We start from the raw sequence: 18,313 nt of genomic DNA, 5'->3' as shown, positions 1-18,313 counted from the left end.
GTTATGATTAGATGGGATTTAACATAAAAATCGTAAATTTGTAGTATTGATTTGAATCATATAAACACCTTTCACTTAATGACTCATTTTTTTTCTGCTCTAGGCATTGGACCGCTTTTAGAAATCCTTCAACAGTCCGGGGATGCTACCGCCATTTATACCGGACCTGAACTTACCGTCCAATTCGCCAATGATGCCATGCTTGCTATGTGGGGAAAAGATCTTTCAGTTACCGGAAAAAATTTACAGGATGCGCTGCCTGAGCTTGAAGGTCAGCTTTTCATAGACCTCCTTAAGCAGGTGTGGGAAACAGGTGAAATGTATCAGGCGAAAGAAATGTCTGCAACACTGGAAATCCAAGGAGAGCTGAAAACCTCTTATTTTGATTTTGCTTTTAAACCGATAATGGATAATACTGGAACAATCTACTGTATTCTTCATACGGCAAAGGATGTAACGGAACTTATTGAAGCAAGGGAAATTGTTCTTGAAAAGGAAAGATACGAACAGGAAATAAAAGAAGAGCTTAAAGCTTCCAATGAGGAACTGCGCCTAAACAACGAAAAACTTGGAGATTCAAATAAAATAATACAGGATCTGAACCAACAGATCCGTCAAGAAAACAACGAACTGTTGTCGGGGAACAAAAGGTTTCAGGATGATATTACCAATCTGGGCGACCTCAACAAAAATCTTACCTCCAAAAATCAGGAACTGAAAGACCTGAACGATACCATTACCAAGTTAAATAATAAATTATCGGAAAGCGACATCAGCTTCAGCAACCTGATCGATCAGGCACCGGTAGCGATCATGCTGCTGAAAGGGGATCGTTTTGTGATCAATATGATCAACGATGCCATGCTGGAACTTATCGAAAAAGACCATTCCGTGATCGGGAAATCCCTTTTCGATGTACTTCCTGAGCTAAAAGGGCAGCCGGCCGCAGAAATGCTGATCGAAACCTTCCGGTCAGGAAAACCGAATTCCGACCACTCCAATCCGGTCATTTTAAAGCGTAGCGGACAATTGGAACAGGGCTATTTTACTTTTAATTATACTCCTTTTATCGAAGACGGAAAGGTAACAGGGATTATCGATATGGCGGTGGAAGTTACTCCTCAGGTTTTGACAATACAGGAACGTGAATCGATTATCATGGAAAAAAGTTTCCTTGAAGAGACTTTATTGAAAAGCGAACAACGCCTTCAGGGAATCCTTGAAACCATGGCCGAAGGAGTCGGCGTTATTGATGCTACCGGGCAGCTTGTGTATGCCAACCCGATGGCACAGCATATTCTCGGCCTTTCCGAAAGCAAAATCAAGGAAAGAACCTATGATGATCCCCAATGGCAGAATCTGAGGCTGGACGGCACACCATTACCTTCGGCAGAACATCCGATGTCGATCATGATGGCTACACAGAGGCCGGTATATGATCATGAAATCGGCGTTCAGGCTCCGGGCAGGGAAATTATGTACATCTCCATCAACGCAGCTCCCCTCTTTGATGCTGAAGGAAACCTTACCGGTGGAATCGGCACTTTTATGGATGTCACCTCCAGAAGAATGATTACGCAGGGTAAAGAAGACTTTATCAGTATTGCAAGCCATGAGCTGAAAACACCGGTTACGGCTCTGAAAGCTTCTTTGCAGCTGCTGCAGCGATCACACGACAGGCTGCCGCCGGAATCACGTGCGAAGCTCCTGGACCAGTCTATTAAAAGTCTTGATAAATTATCCGGATTGATCAACAGCCTTCTGGATACCAGCAGGATCGAACAGGGACAGCTGAAGCTTGACAAACGTCCGTTTACCGTTTCGGAACTTTTTGACGACTGCTGCTCGAACTTTTCACAGATTACTTCCCAGGAGATTATTTTCCAGGGAGATATTTCCGAACTGGTAGTGGCCGACAACCAGCAGATCGGACAGGTGATGATTAATTTTATTACCAACGCCATTAAATATGCTCCGGAATCCAGACAGATCATCATTACAGCCAAAAAGGTCAGCGATCACGAAATTAAAATAAGTGTAAAGGATCAGGGGCCGGGAATCCCGAAAGAAAAACTGGAACATCTTTTTAAAAGGTATTACCGCACCAATTACCAGGGACAGCGATTTACCGGTCTCGGCTTGGGACTGTTTATCAGCGGTGATATCATCAAGGAACACGGCGGGAAAGTAGGTGTGGAAAGCGAGGAAGGCCAGGGATCCGAATTCTGGTTTACTTTGCCTATTTAACTTTAAAATTGAGTTTTTAAATTAAATAGTATTCAGCTAAAAACTGATGTAACGCTTTAATTGAACAAATTTTCGTTGAAAACTATCTAGATTTTCCTAAAGCTGATTGCAATGTATTGAGATGGCGAATGAGCTAAAGCTTATTTCTATTAATGTATACCAAGCTCCTGCTATTGATTCTTGTTGCCGGATCATTAAATTTTTAAAGGAATAAAAGTAAGTCATTAAATGCCTCTACCTTTCCGGAATCAAATATCCAGTTCTATTGTCTTAACGTTTTTTGACTCATACAAACTTTTATTTCTAATTAAAAGTTAACGTGCTCTAATTTCCAAAATTGACAAAATGAGGGATTTCCGTACCGAACCCATTTAATGGCAATACATTATTGCGGTTGCTGTTAAAATCAAAAACCTGGTTGTCATCAAAAGGAACTCTTGGATAATAGGTAAAGGAAACCTGAATTCTGTTGAAGACGAGAAACGGGTTATTAATCAGCACACCTACCCCGATTTTTGTATTGGTACGGGTCTTCAACAGTTGTTCATCCGGCATGGCAAGCCATCCGGCGGCGGCTGTAATATAAGGACTGAAGTGGAAATTCTTCCAGGCTTTATTGATGAAAAGCTGAAGCTGATACCTCAATACCAGTTTTTTTGTTCCGATATAATCTCCGTTATAGACAGGGAATTCATCTCCGGAAGACAGATTGATCCGGTCTTTGTACGAATAATTGTGCTGTGGGTTCCCCAAGGCCAGTGTAGGAGAAAAGAAATGCCGGGCTCTGGCAAATTTCCAGTCGGTAAGATTGGTAAAATACGTACCATCCAACCGGAAAGATTCGCGGTTCTGGCGGTCTTCGCTGAAGAACCTCCCAAACTGGGCTTTGACGGTAAAATATCCCAACTTCGTAAAATCGCCGTAAGAAGCGGAAACTCCGGCATACGGAATCATTTTGTTGCTTCTGGACAGAAATCCCGATGTCAGGTTGAAGGAATAACCATAAGCAATATCCTCCGGAAGGTCGTACTGGAAAATATTCTTTTCAATAGAAAACTTCCGCTGGATCAGTCCTGCCGATGCCAAAAAACTGCTGTATGAACTGAAATATTGGTACTGATCGATTGCGGGGCTGTCTTTATACTGGTAATTCTGAAATCTTCCGATCAGGGCGATATTGCTTGAAATTTTGGTCTCCGGATCCGATGAAACAGGGATCTGATAACCGCCCCAAAGGTCTTGGCTGTACACTTTGATCTGTACTTCCGGGAAAACGGTATCATCATCCAAAGGCAGAAGGACGTTCCGCATAAAATATTCGAAGCTGAACCCCCCGGCCCATTTGGTAAGGGGTGAGAAAAAATCCCGTTTTACATTGAGGTTGATTCTTTCGTTCTTATAGAAATCCCGTTCACCCAAAATCTGTGCATTGATATAAGATCCCCAAAGGTTGTAAGCGGTGTAACTTCCCAGAAAATAATCCTGCTTTTCTTTAGAATCATTCCGGTACAGAAAATCCAGGTCATGACCCAGTCCCAAAAAATTTTCTTCCGTAACCCCGAGGCCGATTTTGCTGCCGGAGTAGCTCGCCCTGGGCTTAAGACTCCAGGAATCCAGCACTTTTACAACGACGTCTATCGAATCCTTTCCGGAAGTACTGTCGGAAACACTGATGTTCACCCTGTTAATAAACGGCATGGTTCTCAGTAGACGTTCGGATTCATAAAGTTTCTGTGCATTGTACTCCTCCCCTTCTTTGAATAGCAGGTAATTGTTAACCGTTGAAATCCTTGTATTGGAATGAAGATGATTGGTAAACCAGTCGTACCATCGGGATTTTTCTTTTTTATCTCCGGAACCATACCCAAAAGGATCTATAGTTTCGATATGGATATGCCTTATATATTTTCCATCATAGGTCTGCTGGGTCTGCTTTTCCGTTCTGGTTTCCACGGAAGCCGAGTCTGGTTCTCTTCGGAATATAAAGCGGTGAAGAAATCGGGTAAATTTCCTTTTATCTGAAAACTTTTCGATCCTGTAATATAAAGAATCTCTCTTTTCCTGTGCATGAGAAAAGGAAAAACAGATCAATAAAAGAAATAACACAATTTTTTTCACCAAATGCAGTATTGAAATATATTTCCCATATCAATTAACAAGCCAATAGCCGTACATGAGAAGAAAATCAAGAAGTATTTTTCAAAATCAAACAGAATAGATCCGAATACAAAAGATACCACATTTTATTTTTTTCAGAGTTGCGGCTTAATTGTTGAATATTCTTCCGCACACCAATAAAATATTAATATATGTCAACTAGAAGAAATTCAAGTTCTGGAAGGTCCAATTCTTCCAACAATGCTTCAGGCAGAAGCTCAAATTACAACAATTTAAGGGGCGGTTCATACAACCGTGAAGACGATCAGTACGATGACGATGACCGTTATGACTACGACGATCAGTACGACGAGGAAGATGATTATGATGAGGAAGATGACGATTCCTATTCCGGCGGATACCGCAACAATTATGACGATGATGATGACTACGATGACGAGGATTATAACGACGAAGATTATGACGATGATGATTACGATGAAGATGAAGAAGACGATGATGATTATGATCACAGACACGATAATCCGGGAAGACCGAGAGGAAGCAGAAACGGTGACGGAAGAAGCTCAAACGGATCTTCATCAAGACGTTCTTCTAATTCAGGTAACGACAATTACGACAGAAGACACGACAATCCGGGAAGACCGAGAGGTAGCAGAAACGGTGACGGAAGAAGCTCAAACGGATCTTCATCCAGACGTTCTTCAAATTCAAACAACGACAATTACGACAGAAGACACGATAATCCGGGAAGACCAAGAGGAAGCAGAAACGGTGACGGAAGAAGCTCTAATAGCTCTTCATCAAGACGTTCTTCAAATTCAAGCAACGATAATTACGACAGAAGACACGATAATCCGGGAAGACCGAGAGGAAGCAGAAACGGTGACGGAAGCAGCTCAAACGGATCTTCATCAAGACGTTCTTCAAACTCAAACAACGACAATTACGACAGAAGACACGACAACCCGGGAAGACCAAGAGGTAGCAGAAACGGAGACGGAAGAAGCTCAAACGGATCTTCATCCAGACGTTCTTCAAACTCAAACAACGACAATTACGACAGAAGACACGACAATCCGGGCAGACCAAGAGGTAGCAGAAACGGAGACGGAAGAAGCTCAAACGGATCTTCATCAAGACGTTCTTCAAACTCAAACAACGACAATTACGACAGAAGACACGACAATCCGGGAAGACCGAAAGGAAGCAGCAACGGAAGAAGCTCCGGCAATTCATCTTCAAGATCAGGAGGATCAGGCAGAAATTCCGGAGGTAACGGAAATCAGCAGCGGGATGAAAACGGAAGATTCACATCTTCAAAGAGAGGCGGATTCGGAAGCAGAAGCAACGGAAGAGGCCGAAATTCGTAAAATCAAAATATACAGGCCGGCTGCCTAAGCCGGCTTTTTTCACTTAAAATTACACATCAAATCATGGATACCAATAATTTAACAAATACAACAAAAGCCAACGACAATACAGAAAAAATAGCTACCGATCTGCTTAACGCAGGTGCGGAACCAACCGGTGACGAACAGGCACCCCTTCCCAAAAAGAGAGCAACTGCCAAAACATCAGCGGCCACCCCTAAAGGGACCGTAGCCAAAAAAGCGCCTGCTCCAAAAACCAAAGCCGGTGCAAAATCAACTGCAGCCAAAAAGGAGGACGCACCTGAAAAAGAAGAAGAAAAACAGGATAAAAAACCTGAAGCGCAGTCTTCTGAAAAAAAATCAGTTTCAGAAACTTCTAAAGAAGGTCCGTTGTATAAATTTTTCCTGGATGCATTGAAGGATATTTACTTTGCCGAGAAACATATCCTGGAAGCATTGCCTAAAATGCAGAAGGCAGCCACTACCGAAGAACTTCAGGAAGCTTTTGAAGACCATCACTTGATGACCCAAAAGCAGATTTCAAGACTGGATAAGGTGTTTAAATCTATCGATGAGAAACCGGAAGGTAAAAAATGTGATGCCATCATCGGAATTGTAAAAGAAAGCGAAAACATTATTAAAGAAACCGAAGAAGGCACCATGACAAGAGACGCGGCCCTGATCATTGCTGCACAGAAAGTAGAACACTACGAAATTGCCACTTACGGCGGACTTGTAGCCCTTGCAGAAACGCTGGAACTTTACAAAGCTGCGGATCTTTTACAGACTACGTTGGATGAAGAAGAACAGACGGACCGTGATCTTACCGATATTGCCGAAACATCTATTAATTTCAATGCTTCCGAAGAAGATGAGGATGAAGAAAATGATGAGGATGAAGGCTGGGATGATGAAGACGAGGATGAGGATTATGATGACGAAGACTATGATGACGAGGAAGATGAAGATTATGATGAAGAAGATGAAGAAGATGAGGATGGCGAGGACGATGAAGACGAAGATTATAGACATTAATCACTATATCTAATATATTAAAAGCAGGCTTTCAAGGCCTGCTTTGTTATTTTGTAACCGGAAGTCTCCGCTAAACTGATTCCCAAAAGTAAAGATTCATTATATCATTACTTTTATAATTATAATGCTGTAATAAACGTAAACAATCCGAAAAAAACGCCGGGTGAATTGGCCACTACAATCGGCCAGTCTTTTTTGGGTTTCTGGATAAATCCGTAAATTACCCATAAGCTGCAGTTAATGGCCGCCACCAGAGGCTGGAGCCAGTCTCCTTTATGCCCATTTAAATTTCCTGAAATCTGAGGAATGTAAGAAAAATACATGGCCATTGCCGTTACCGTTGCTACCCATCCTAATATTTTAATAAATTTTCCATTCATAATAGCCTTTTTTTAAGTCAGCTTAAAACCCTGAAATTATTATGCCACCTTGTGTGGTATTCTTATTTTTTATGATAAGATAAACATTCTGGCAAAACTGGCTTTATTTTTGAGAATTTCTATCTATTGAAAATGAACATTCCAATCAGTGGATGAATTAACGATTGCTGAATTATTTGCTTCAATACTGATTAGTCAAATCTGAGATTGCCTGCAAAAAGATCTCAATATAATTTAGTTTTACTTTAAACCGAAAAACCTTAACCTAACCCTCAATATGAAGAAAGATACGCCAAGCTACCTGAACTTTGATGCTGAAAGCTACGAATGGAAACCGGATGTGGATTACCGTGAGCATCCTGAACTATACCAGGTAGGAAAAGGCGAACAGGGGGTACTGATCTGCGAACCCTATAAAACTGAGATCGGAAAATACTGGCGCTTTAAAAACGAAGCGATTGCTGTGGAAAGTTCAGAAAAAATATTCGGACTTTTTCTTACTTACCTGAAAGAAAATGATTTTGTGGGAGCCGATATGTCCCGGAAATACCTGCAGATGGGCTTTACCAGAGCACGGCGCTATTTTAATTACAAAGGCGGAAAGAAATATGACCCTTCCAAGAATTACGAACAGCTGGAACGCGGGACAGGAGATCCGGAAAAGGCAAAGTCAGCATCTGTCTTTTATAAAAAATGGCAGGAAGCTGAAGAACTTCCGAAATACAAAAAGATGAAAACCGATTGGAAGAAACAGTATGGATAATGCCGGTAAAAAGTTTAAACGGACTATATATTCAGTAAAATCATCACTTTCTGTTCAAAATGATCCAGATCAAAAGGTTTCCGGATGTAATCGTTGGCATAAGAATAGGCTGCAAGTTTTTCAATATCGATATTGGCACTAATAAACAGCACCGGAATAGCAGAGTATTTTTCATTGTTTTTCAGGAGAAGCGTGGCCTCTACACCGCCCCGGTCGGGAATCCAGTTGTCCATGATGATTAAATCAGGCTTTATCTGATCGACCAGTCCGAGAATATTATACGTCGTCTCCGATACGGAAACTTCATACCCTTTTTCGCTAAAAATTAGAGAGATGACTTCAAGTGTCATAACGTCGTCATCAAAGATCAGAATTTTTCTTTTTTTCTCTTTCCGTATCAACATGCTGATGAACAATAACAATATAATTTCACAATAGACAATACAATAAAATCGGCTTTGTTAACCGATCAGCTCATCAACCTTTGATACAAATGCGTTAATATCGAAAGGCTTTGAAATAAATTGATCTGCGCCTGCTTCAAAAGCAATTCCCTCACCATCGCGGCTTGCAGACATTACCATAATCGGCAATGATTTTATAGTTTCATTTGCCCTGATCTTCCGGATCACCTCATCTCGCGGACATTACAGGCATCCAAAGGTCAACGATCAGCAGATCTGGAGTATATTCCCTGATCCGGTCCAGAACATGAGCGCTTTCGATTTCGGTTTTCACCGTAAACCCTTCGGCGTCCAGCATCATTTCGACCACATCAAGGATTCCCTCTTCATCGTCGCATACTAATATTATTTTATTTTTCACTTTTCTTCATTTTTAAAATCGGTAATGTAAAACTGAAAACAGATCCGCTTCCAAGCTCACTTTCGACCCAGATCGTACCGCCGTGCATCTTGATGATTTCCTGGCTTACATACAACCCGATACCCAGTCCCGAGAATTTCTGCTGAACATCTTTTACCCTAAAAAATCTCTCGAAAATTTTGGATTTGTCATCATAATCAATTCCTACGCCAAAATCCTTTACCGAAACTTTTACAAAATTCCCTACGTTTCCAAGCTGGATTTCTATTTTATCGGCTTCAGGGGAATATTTAAGGGCATTAGAGACAATATTGTTCAGTACCTGTGATATTTTTATTTCGTCACCTTCCACAATAGCGTTGGTGCTGCCTTTGATCTCGATACGGTGCGACGATATACCAAATAAGCTGTTTTCTACGGTCTCATGGATCAAAGCATTAAGATCAAACGGCGTTCTGTTGATTTCGATATTCCCCGAATGAATCTTGGAAGTATCCAGCAATTCCGTAATGAGATTATTCAGCCTTTCAATATTGATTGAAACTTTATGCAGGGTCGATCTGAATTTATCATCTATGCCTTTATCAAGCATGCGTTCCAGCAGCTGTACCAGTGTTTTTATCGTCGTTAAAGGAGTTTTCAGCTCATGGCTGGCAATCGAAAGGAAATCATCCTTACGGCGGTCTATTTCCCTCTTATCGGTAATATCTTCAATAGCAAGGAGAATCCGGTCTTTGTATTGCCCTTCAAACTCGATCCTGTAGGCATTGAGAAGCATAAGTTTTCGGCCGATGTAAGGAAAATCGTGGTCTACCTCAAAGTCGATCACCGGATTATTGGTCGGTAAGATTTTAACAAGCATTTCCCGTAACGGTTCAATATCCCATTGATGGTTTCCAAGCTCATACAATACTTTTCCAATTGTCTCCTCTTCGGTAACCTTGAAGGTCTTCAGAAAATAAGAATTGACACTGATTACCCTGAATTCCGGATCCAGTACCAAAAGGCTTTCCCTCACCGTCTGAATAATACTGGAAAGGAAGGCTTCATTTTCCTGAAGTTCCTGAGTACGTTCCTTCACTTTTCTTTCAACGCTGGCCTTTTCCTCCCGTAGGTCCTGCTCGGCTTTTTTACGGTCGGTAATGTCATTCTGAACCCCTATAAAATGGGTTATCACTCCGTTTTTATCTTTTACTGGCGAAATATAAAGTTCATTCCAAAATAAATCGCCGTTTTTTCTGTAATTCCTGATTTCCACCCTACATTCCTCACCATCTTCGATATGCTTTTTTAAGATGGCACGTTCCCGCTGGTTCCGATCTTTCATCTGTAAAAAACGGCAGTTGTGGCCGATAATTTCTTCATGGGCATATCCCGTAATTTTTTCAAATGCCTTGTTACAGTAAATGATAGGGTTATCCGGCAGACTATTGTCTGTGATGATAATTCCTGAATTTGCAGAGTCCAGTGCTTTTAAATAAAGTTCGAGATTATTGTCATTCATAAAGTATAATATTACTTGTACATTTTAACAACCGAAATAGCCACTGAAGTATGGTATTCACGAGTTTTCATTTATACTCATCTACAAAACCAAATATTATGCCCATATATTTAAAAAATGGAGGGCCTACGCATAAAAAGATGCAGCTGATCATAAAAAGATAACCTTTGAAATTCCACTATCTACAGATAATAATAAAGATACCATACAGCAGGAGGCATAAACCGATATATACAACGGAGTAAAATATGATCAAAATCATAATCCCAAACTGTCCCGATAAAATTTAAATTTATTTTAAATCATCTGCCAGAGTAGAACTATAAACAGTTTTGAAGCATAATCACTAAACTTAAATAGTCGGCCAGGCGGAATTTTCTATTGATTCATAGTCAGTATCGATTTAAGCTTTAGAAATACAGACGATTTTTATATTGAAATTTAAAATTAATAAAAATGTATTGTCTATGAAACCGTCACTCCGAAAAGATGTCCTATTACTGCCGTTACACCCATGGCAATCGTTCCCCAAAAGCAGATCCGCAATACCGCAATACCGATTTTAGAACCGCCCGTCCTGGCAGAAACTGCGCCGAGAACCATCAGGAAAATTATGGAAAAGCCATACTGGAAATAAACCATCTGCTGAATCGGAGCCAACAGGGAAACCATAAACGGCAGCAGGGCCCCCAAAGCAAACGATCCGAAGGAAGCTAATGCAGCCTGTAAAGGTTTAGCCTGGGTAATTTCATTGATGCCCAATTCGTCGTGTGCATGTGCCGCCAAAGCATCATGATGGGTAAGTTCCGTAGCGACAAGCAACGCCGTTTCCTTACTAACTCCCCTTTTTTCATAGATTCTGGCGAGTTCCTGCAGCTCTATTTCAGGCATTTCCTCAAGCTCCCGCTTTTCCCTGAGGAGATCGGCTTTTTCGGTATCTTCCTGCGAGCTTACGGAAACGTATTCTCCGGCAGCCATCGACAGAGCCCCGGCAATCATTCCGGCAAGAGCAGCAAGGATGATCGTATTACGGTCCGGTGATGCTGCGGCTACCCCGATAACGATGCTTGTCGTGGAAAGCAGGCCATCGTTGGCACCCAGCACGGCTGCCCGTAGCCACCCTACCCTGTTTACATAATGTTTTTCTAAGTGGTGATGCATAAGGAGTTTATGGTTTAAGGTTTAAAGTTCAAGATTCAAAGTTTAAAATTCAAAATTGAGGTTTTTACTATTGATTCTTCTGCTTAGATTTTTTATTCTCATCGGTTTTGCCGATCCATCCGGTTATTATTGGTTGATGAACGTAGGGAACAGCGGGAATAAAAAATAAAATACAAAACAAAGTTGTTCATCACTGGAATTTATTTAAAATTTTAATTTTCAGAAATTTAAAACCAATCCTGCTCCTGCGTTTTTCGATTGCAATACAGGATATATGTAGGTAAAACTTTTTGAATCCTTTTTATTCAAATGTTTATTGATAAACGGAAACAGCCAATAAGCGAGTTCCGTACTCAGAATCCCGAAACCAGCCCCCGCTACCACATCGCCGACCCAATGCTTATCATTCAGGGTTCTGTAAATTCCGGTAAAAAGTGCCACCGGGTATCCTGAAACGGCCAGCCAAAAGTTTTCGTGCTGATATTCCCTGAACAGGAACTGCGCCGACGAAAATGCGGTTGTCGTATGCCCGGAAGGAAACGAAAGACGGTTGGAGCCATCCGGACGTTCTTCTTTTATCGTATGCTTCAACGGAAGGACGATCGCCGCCGCAATCAGCTGTGAAGTCCCGTAAATAATCGTACGCTCTTTAAAATTGTGCTTTCCCTTGACACCGGCGAGGTTATAACCGTACACCATAGCGGCTGGGACATACTGGGTATAATTATCTAAAGTAATATGCTTCGGCTGATGCTCTCCGATTTCATATTTCGTTGTATTGTTAAGGTTTTTCAGTGCATCGGAAGTAAGGCTGGTCACACCGAATCCTACAAAAACCGCCGGAACAATAAGCTTTTTATAACTGGGCTTATACACTTTGTCTTCATATTTCAGGTCTTCCTTCATCAAAGACGAATCCGGCTTGATCTGACCAAAGATGATATTTGAAAAAATCAGGACTGTTACGGTTACCAATTTCATAGGCTATTATTTGAACTTTAAAAATAAGGAAAAGCAGACGACGAATAAAAATCCGTCCATTAATTTATTTAAAATTCATTAAAATTTATCGTGCAATTATTCCTTACATAATGTCATTACCGTAATGTCTCAGATTATTAATATGATCCTGGTCATATTTGGAATACTTTTTGGCAGGCTTACCCATATCATTTACACACAAAATTAAAGATATGAAAGCCTGATCATCAGCGGATCACAGCACGTTCTGAAGCAGGGTTTCCTATTTTACATTTAAACCAATTAATACTGAGGTTATCTATGAAAAAATCTACTCACGCCGGACAACGCACCCTAGAAGCCCTGAAGGCGCTTAATTTCTTTATGGCCGATATGCAGGCCGGTATCGGTCCTTTTCTCGGGATCTTTCTTCTTTCCAAAGGGTGGCAGAGCGGACCGATCGGTACCGTAATGTCCCTGGGCGGTGTGGCGGGAATGCTGATGACCACGCCTGCAGGTGCGGTCATCGATTCCACCAATCACAAAAGGAGATTTGTAATTATTCCCGGAATCTTTACCGTTATCGCTTCAGCCCTTATTCTGCTTTCCCAGAACTTCTGGGTGGTCAGTCTTTCACAGGTTGCGACGGCCATTGCAGGGGCAGCCATAGGACCGGCTGTAGTGGGGATCACATTGGGTATTGTAAAACAGAAAGGTTTCAACCGGCAGAACGGACTGAATCAGGCTTTTAACCACGCCGGAAATGTTGTGGGCGCCGCACTGTCAGGTTACCTGGGATTGAAATGGGGAATGACCGCTGTCGTTCTTCTGGCCGCTCTTTTTGGAGTTTTAACGATCATCAGCGTATTGATGATCCCGGCAGACAGCATAGACCATAAAGCCGCCCGCGGAATGAAAACCGATGCGGAACAGGATGAAAAAGCAAGCGGGCTCGATGTCCTGCTGAAATGTAAACCGTTGCTGATCCTTGCCGGAGCGCTGGCCTGTTTCCACCTTGGGAACGGTGCCCTGCTGCCTCTTTACGGAATGGCAGCTGCTTCAAAAATGCAGGAAAATGCCTATATGTTTGTGGCATTAACAGTAATTATTGCCCAGCTTGTCATGATTGCCACTTCCATTGCCGGGATGAAAATCGCTGAAAAGAACGACTACTGGATGATTATGCTGATTTCTTTTCTTTCCCTTCCGCTCAGAGGGCTGATTGCTTCACAAATGATCAGTGAAGTGGGCTTATATCCCGTACAGATTCTTGACGGTATCGGCGCAGGGCTGCAGAGTGTTGCCGTACCCGGACTAGTTGCCCATATTCTCAACGGGACAGGACGGATTAATATCGGGCAGGGCGCAGTAATGACGGTTCAGGGAATCGGTGCCGCTTTAAGTCCGGCGATCGGCGGCTGGATTGCCCAGCAGATGGGATACAGCTCAGCGTTTCTTATTTTGGGTAGCATTGCCGTTATTTCTATCGCACTTTGGGTTTTCAATGCCAAAACCATGAAAAAGGAATGTGCGCCGTCCGAAGCCTGTTCAGAGCCAGCTTAAAAAAGCAAAATTTTAAATTTTATCATCAATTTCGATCTTATTTAAATGATATCATCTCACGCAAATTTTATTTGAATTTATATTTGTGTGATCATTATGATCTACGAGAAATCATTTTCAACTACATTTAAACTTTAAGATCATTTACCCATTACTCATCATTTATAAAGATTATTTTCCATTCATCATGAACAGTGAATTTTTTATCTGCCTTATAGCTTTTGTTACCATTGCCGGAGTTATTATCCGGCCTTACAAAATTCAGGAAGCGGTGTGGGCTGTTGCCGGCACGTTGCTGCTGCTTGTTTTCGGACTGATTTCCTTACAGGATGCATGGACCGGAATAGGCAAAGGACTGGACGTCTATCTTTTCCTGATCGGAATGATGACCCTCGCCGAATCGGCGCGCAGAGAAGGCCTATTCAACTGGCTTGCCTGCCATGCGATCAGGTTTTCCAAAGGCTCTGCTTTCAGGCTTTTTGTTATGATCTACCTTGTCGGACTTGTGGTAACAACCTTCCTATCGAACGATGCGACTGCGGTTGTGCTGACACCGGCAGTTGCTGTTGCGGTGAGCCGGGCCAAAGTAAAGAATACACTGCCCTACCTGCTGATCTGTGCTTTCATCGCCAATGCCGCATCTTTTATCCTGCCCATTTCCAACCCTGCCAACCTGGTAATTTATGGAACGGAAATGCCTCAACTGGCGGTATGGTTCAAAACTTACCTAATACCTTCGCTGTTTTCGGTATCGATCACTTTCCTGATGCTGTATCTGACCCAGAAAAAATTACTGCGCGAATCCATTGATTCTGAAATTGAGGCCGAACCTCTACAGCCGGGCGGTAAAATGGCACTGGCAGGAATAATTATTACAACCCTGCTTCTCCTGTCTGCATCCGCCATGAAATGGGATCTCGGACTGCCCACCGCGATTGCGGGGGTAAGTACTGCCGTTCTTGTTTTAATAGCCGGACGAAAAAACCCGGTTGAATTCGCCCGCCATATATCGTGGTCGGTGATTCCGCTGGTTGCCGGCCTGTTTATTCTGGTGGAAGCGGTTCAGCAGACCGGGATTATCGATTCGCTGTCACAAAAACTTTCGGAAGAAGCTCATCGGGCAACGGAAACCACTGCCTGGCTCGCGGGACTGGTAGTCGCTTTTGGAAGTAACCTCATCAATAATCTTCCTGCCGGACTTATTGCAGGGTATACGGTTTCAGCCGTCCATCTGCCCGAAGCGGTCAGAAGCGGAATCCTGATCGGTATTGATCTTGGCCCCAACCTTTCGATTACAGGATCGTTAGCGACCATTCTATGGCTTAAAGAGCTCAGAAGAAACGGCTACGATATGAGCGGATGGGAATTTCTGAAATTGGGAGCTGTTGTAATGATCCCGGCATTGATCGGGGCTTTGCTCGCGTTGAGGTTTTAGTATAATTGCTTTTAAAGGATATTATTTTAAAAGGATATTTGAGTGTTGAAAGTGTTTTAAATATAACTCTTTCTGATTTTTAGTAATAATCTGTCCTTGCTATTTTCTAATACTATTTCTGGATTCCCTGCGGGAATGACAAAACAGGGCGCTTTATGTTTTATATTTTTAACGATAAAAACAAGAAGGATTTTTCACAGTATTTGTCATTCCGGTTCGGAATCCAGGTACGAATATTTCCAATTATTACTTCTCTTGAATTTTCAGTAAGAATTTAAGCTTTAATTGTCAAGGTTATGCTCTGATATTAGGTCTAGACTCAAGCGGGAATGAAAAACAAGGCGTTTAATATTGATTGTTTACATGTAAAGATCAAACATAAAAAGTTTGCTATTATAGTAAAATCGATTACATCAAATAAAAAATGCAGTTGCTTTCGGCAACTGCATTTTTTGTCTTTTATTGTTTTTCTAGAATCCCAGCAATCTCAATTTAAATTGGATCGCAAAATTATCTTTAAAACTTCCGGTGTTGTAGTGACCGACTCTATAGAAGAACCCGAGGTTGAACTGTGAGGAAAGGAAGTTATTCCACTCCAGGCCGACTTCGTTGTACAGATGGTTCAGGGTTTCAAATTTGAACTGGTGGTTCTGAGGGTTTTTCATATCTCCAGTAATTCCTCTGTAGATCACATCGAAACTTGAAACATTTTTGCCGAAGCTTTTAAAATACCACGGCAGTCTGTGGGTCAGGTAAACTCCTGCAAATTTATCATTGTAATATTTCCCTCCTTCCATGGTGGCAAATCCCAGGTAAGAGGTCAGGTTGAAGTTTAAGCCTCCCCTGCCGTTGGCAAGTCCGTTCATGGTAAAGTTTTCCCAGATCGGTGCTTCTCCCAACAAAAATCCTCCGTAGGCACGGATTCCGGTAACGCCCAGTTTGGTTTTAAGATTATGACTGATCAGCACATCGAACCTGCTGAAATTAAAATCACCGTCCCATGCTTTAAGTCCCTGCTCATAATTGACATAGAATTCCGGATAATTCTGCTCATAGGTATATTTGCCTTCCGGTGTCATTATATTTTTTGAATTGGGAGAATACTTCAGCGTTAATGTGGCTGAAGTAATGTTAAATCGATTTCCCAGATCTTTGTAGCGGTAATCAAACAGAGCTTCCTCCTGTGATTTTTTGGTGGCTATATTTAAGGTGAGTCCATTGGTAATATCGTTTTCATAACTCAGTTTAAAGCCTTCGTAGCTGTAAAAAATATTATTGTTGATGGCCACTCCTGAATTCATGATCTGCATCCTGAAATTCCAAAGGTTTTCTGAGAATCGTCCTGCTGCGGCCACATCGTTAAAATATTCAAGCCTGAAAAATGAATTTTTCTCTAAAGTCGTTTTTACATCAACGCCCGCTCCGAACTTAAATTTTTTATCATAAATTCCATACGCAAAATAAGCATCCGGAGAAATATAACGGTTGAATCTTTCATTTAGCTTGATTCCCGCGCCCAAACGAACGTGTTCGTATTTATTATATCCGAAAACTCTGGCTAAATCAAAATCAACCATACCCAGACGCAGCCTTCCTTTTAAAAGCCCGGCTAGGCCTTTTGCTTTCTGGTCCAGCTTATAAACGCTGCTAAGGCTGTCAATTTTCACATATGTATTTTCTTCTCTTTCATTAAGTTTTTCCGTGCGGTATTCATCCAGTAATTTCCCGTCGGAATTTTTCACGTTGATGGTGTATCCTTTGAAGTCTTTAGGGTCTTCTTCAATAGGTGTTTTAATATCAAAATAGTCGGCGGTTGCATACGCATATGTTCCGAATTTTTTGCCCTTGTCTTTTTTCTTTTCCGGTTTTTCTCCTCTCAGACTGATGTTCATATCCAAAACATTGCTGTTTACTTTTAGCTTATAATCCTCTTTCAGCAGGAACCACTTATCATTTATGGGAATCCAGATGCTGGTAATGGTCCCTTCGTTGGCCTCATTGCTTTCGCTCTCGATTTTTTTCAGAGCGTAAGTGGCTTTGTCGATATAAAGATATCCGTTGAATTTTTTACGGTCCCTCGCTTCCCGGTTATTAACCTGTCTGAATCTGATGACGTAATTTTCCCGGCCGTCGATCTCAAGGGAATCGGTCAGGAAAAAACGGTACAGGTTCCTGTTTTCCTCTTTTACTTCTTTAGGAATCTTATTACGGTTGGACCGGAAGGCCATCAGTTCGTACAAAGGCTGCTTAAGACCGGATACGCGGTTGTCAAGAATATTGATTTTCTCCCCGTATTTTTGTGAAAACATCACCTCGGAAGCCCTTTCCCAGAGAAACATCTTGCTCTGTCCTGCTAGCTGAGCCAGTTGTACAGACTGTAACGAGTCCTTTTTATCTTTGGGCTTCATGGGTCTTTGCGGAAGCTTTTCCAATGAATCGATTCTTTTTCTGATGTAAGTGTTGTAGCTTTCAATACTGTCCTGATCCAGATCCATTGCTATTTTTTCATACGATTTATAAGCATACGATTCTAAGCTCTGCGGAGAGTTCTGATTGTAATTATCATTTACTTTCTGAAGGATTTCCAATGCCCTAGGGTCACTTTTATCCGATAAGACAACGCCTTCTATCGATTTTGTTTTAGGTTCTCTTTTAACGAGAAATACTTCCATTATTTTGTCGGTAAGGTAGCTTGCCTCCTTATAATCAGGTGCGGACACAGAAACCTTTTTACAGTCTGATGTAAAATAAAGGATTCCTGACGAATTGCTTCTGCCCAGGATAGCATGATCGCAGCTCACAGTGGCATTGCCAATCGGCAGGTGGGTTTCGGAATCTTTAATGATTACTTTCGACTGTGAAAATAATAGGGTTGAAAATAACAACAATACTAACGGATAATATTTATTCATAAAAAGCGGTGTATTAATTAAAATGAGGATAAGTACA

The 18,313-nt window shown here is 41.7% G+C and carries 15 protein-coding genes; 6 read left to right on the top strand and 9 right to left on the bottom strand.

Going from position 1 to position 18,313, the window contains the following annotated elements; translation table 11 throughout:
- Window positions 1-78: 78 nt before the first annotated feature.
- Entirely contained in the window at window positions 79-2,247 is a 2,169-nt protein-coding gene (locus QE422_RS10560) for an ATP-binding protein (RefSeq protein ID WP_307457795.1), read from the top strand.
- Between the two features lie 324 nt (window positions 2,248-2,571).
- On the opposite strand, the gene QE422_RS10555 is transcribed toward QE422_RS10560, so the two are convergent.
- Entirely contained in the window at window positions 2,572-4,353 is a 1,782-nt protein-coding gene (locus QE422_RS10555) for a hypothetical protein (protein WP_307457792.1), read from the bottom strand.
- A gap of 203 nt (window positions 4,354-4,556) precedes the next feature.
- On the opposite strand from QE422_RS10555, the gene QE422_RS10550 reads away from it, so the two are divergent.
- The gene (locus QE422_RS10550) at window positions 4,557-5,738 is read left to right on the top strand and encodes a hypothetical protein (RefSeq protein WP_307457790.1); all 1,182 of its coding nucleotides are present in this window, start codon (window positions 4,557-4,559) and stop codon (window positions 5,736-5,738) included.
- 63 nt (window positions 5,739-5,801) lie between these two features.
- Window positions 5,802-6,773 (top strand): ferritin-like domain-containing protein, encoded by a 972-nt coding sequence (locus QE422_RS10545; protein WP_307457787.1) that lies wholly within the window; start codon window positions 5,802-5,804, stop codon window positions 6,771-6,773.
- Window positions 6,774-6,892: 119 nt separating this feature from the next.
- Here QE422_RS10545 and QE422_RS10540 read toward each other — a convergent pair whose 3' ends face one another.
- The gene (locus tag QE422_RS10540) at window positions 6,893-7,153 is read right to left on the bottom strand and encodes a SemiSWEET family transporter (RefSeq protein ID WP_373463365.1); all 261 of its coding nucleotides are present in this window, start codon (window positions 7,151-7,153) and stop codon (window positions 6,893-6,895) included.
- Between the two features lie 277 nt (window positions 7,154-7,430).
- Between QE422_RS10540 and QE422_RS10535 the strand changes: the two genes are divergently transcribed.
- Window positions 7,431-7,916: a DUF4385 domain-containing protein gene (locus QE422_RS10535; RefSeq protein WP_307457784.1), complete on the top strand. Its 486-nt coding sequence runs from the start codon at window positions 7,431-7,433 to the stop codon at window positions 7,914-7,916.
- A 23-nt stretch (window positions 7,917-7,939) separates the two neighbouring features.
- Here QE422_RS10535 and QE422_RS10530 read toward each other — a convergent pair whose 3' ends face one another.
- The 6 genes from QE422_RS10530 to QE422_RS10505 form a co-directional block, all read right to left on the bottom strand.
- The gene (locus QE422_RS10530) at window positions 7,940-8,320 is read right to left on the bottom strand and encodes a PleD family two-component system response regulator (protein WP_307457781.1); all 381 of its coding nucleotides are present in this window, start codon (window positions 8,318-8,320) and stop codon (window positions 7,940-7,942) included.
- A gap of 57 nt (window positions 8,321-8,377) precedes the next feature.
- Window positions 8,378-8,500: a hypothetical protein gene (locus QE422_RS10525; RefSeq protein ID WP_307457779.1), complete on the bottom strand. Its 123-nt coding sequence runs from the start codon at window positions 8,498-8,500 to the stop codon at window positions 8,378-8,380.
- Window positions 8,501-8,549: 49 nt separating this feature from the next.
- Entirely contained in the window at window positions 8,550-8,741 is a 192-nt protein-coding gene (locus tag QE422_RS10520; RefSeq protein WP_307457776.1) for a response regulator, read from the bottom strand.
- Window positions 8,731-10,245, bottom strand: a complete 1,515-nt coding sequence (locus QE422_RS10515) for a PAS domain-containing protein (RefSeq protein WP_307457774.1) — start codon at window positions 10,243-10,245, stop codon at window positions 8,731-8,733. The genes QE422_RS10520 and QE422_RS10515 overlap by 11 nt, the downstream gene beginning before the upstream one ends.
- A gap of 465 nt (window positions 10,246-10,710) precedes the next feature.
- Window positions 10,711-11,406, bottom strand: a complete 696-nt coding sequence (locus QE422_RS10510; protein ID WP_307457771.1) for a VIT family protein — start codon at window positions 11,404-11,406, stop codon at window positions 10,711-10,713.
- Window positions 11,407-11,625: 219 nt separating this feature from the next.
- Window positions 11,626-12,387, bottom strand: coding sequence for a phosphatase PAP2 family protein (locus QE422_RS10505; RefSeq protein ID WP_307457769.1), 762 nt, complete (start codon window positions 12,385-12,387; stop codon window positions 11,626-11,628).
- A 300-nt stretch (window positions 12,388-12,687) separates the two neighbouring features.
- Here QE422_RS10505 and QE422_RS10500 point away from each other — a divergent pair, with 300 nt between their 5' ends.
- Entirely contained in the window at window positions 12,688-13,929 is a 1,242-nt protein-coding gene (locus QE422_RS10500; protein WP_307457765.1) for an MFS transporter, read from the top strand.
- 187 nt (window positions 13,930-14,116) lie between these two features.
- Complete coding sequence (locus tag QE422_RS10495) at window positions 14,117-15,364, top strand: arsenic transporter (RefSeq protein WP_307457762.1); 1,248 nt, start codon at window positions 14,117-14,119, stop codon at window positions 15,362-15,364.
- 470 nt (window positions 15,365-15,834) lie between these two features.
- On the opposite strand, the gene QE422_RS10490 is transcribed toward QE422_RS10495, so the two are convergent.
- Complete coding sequence (locus tag QE422_RS10490; protein WP_307457759.1) at window positions 15,835-18,276, bottom strand: DUF5686 family protein; 2,442 nt, start codon at window positions 18,274-18,276, stop codon at window positions 15,835-15,837.
- Between the last annotated feature and the right edge of the window lie 37 nt (window positions 18,277-18,313).

Origin of the sequence: Chryseobacterium sp. SORGH_AS_0447 (genome assembly GCF_030818695.1) — a bacterium.
GTDB lineage: Bacteria > Bacteroidota > Bacteroidia > Flavobacteriales > Weeksellaceae > Chryseobacterium.
This window is presented reverse-complemented; position numbering and strand designations above follow the sequence as displayed.

What these genes read in the sequence shown, in the direction of transcription:
- QE422_RS10560 (WP_307457795.1), top strand. Translation starts at nt 79, where the DNA reads ATGACTCATTTTTTTTCTGCTCTAGGCATTGGACCGCTTTTAGAAATC.
- QE422_RS10550 (WP_307457790.1), top strand. Translation starts at nt 4,557, where the DNA reads ATGTCAACTAGAAGAAATTCAAGTTCTGGAAGGTCCAATTCTTCCAAC.
- QE422_RS10545 (WP_307457787.1), top strand. Translation starts at nt 5,802, where the DNA reads ATGGATACCAATAATTTAACAAATACAACAAAAGCCAACGACAATACA.
- QE422_RS10540 (WP_373463365.1), bottom strand. Translation starts at nt 7,153, where the DNA reads ATGAATGGAAAATTTATTAAAATATTAGGATGGGTAGCAACGGTAACG.
- QE422_RS10535 (WP_307457784.1), top strand. Translation starts at nt 7,431, where the DNA reads ATGAAGAAAGATACGCCAAGCTACCTGAACTTTGATGCTGAAAGCTAC.
- QE422_RS10530 (WP_307457781.1), bottom strand. Translation starts at nt 8,320, where the DNA reads ATGTTGATACGGAAAGAGAAAAAAAGAAAAATTCTGATCTTTGATGAC.
- QE422_RS10525 (WP_307457779.1), bottom strand. Translation starts at nt 8,500, where the DNA reads ATGGTAATGTCTGCAAGCCGCGATGGTGAGGGAATTGCTTTTGAAGCA.
- QE422_RS10515 (WP_307457774.1), bottom strand. Translation starts at nt 10,245, where the DNA reads ATGAATGACAATAATCTCGAACTTTATTTAAAAGCACTGGACTCTGCA.
- QE422_RS10510 (WP_307457771.1), bottom strand. Translation starts at nt 11,406, where the DNA reads ATGCATCACCACTTAGAAAAACATTATGTAAACAGGGTAGGGTGGCTA.
- QE422_RS10505 (WP_307457769.1), bottom strand. Translation starts at nt 12,387, where the DNA reads ATGAAATTGGTAACCGTAACAGTCCTGATTTTTTCAAATATCATCTTT.
- QE422_RS10500 (WP_307457765.1), top strand. Translation starts at nt 12,688, where the DNA reads ATGAAAAAATCTACTCACGCCGGACAACGCACCCTAGAAGCCCTGAAG.
- QE422_RS10495 (WP_307457762.1), top strand. Translation starts at nt 14,117, where the DNA reads ATGAACAGTGAATTTTTTATCTGCCTTATAGCTTTTGTTACCATTGCC.
- QE422_RS10490 (WP_307457759.1), bottom strand. Translation starts at nt 18,276, where the DNA reads ATGAATAAATATTATCCGTTAGTATTGTTGTTATTTTCAACCCTATTA.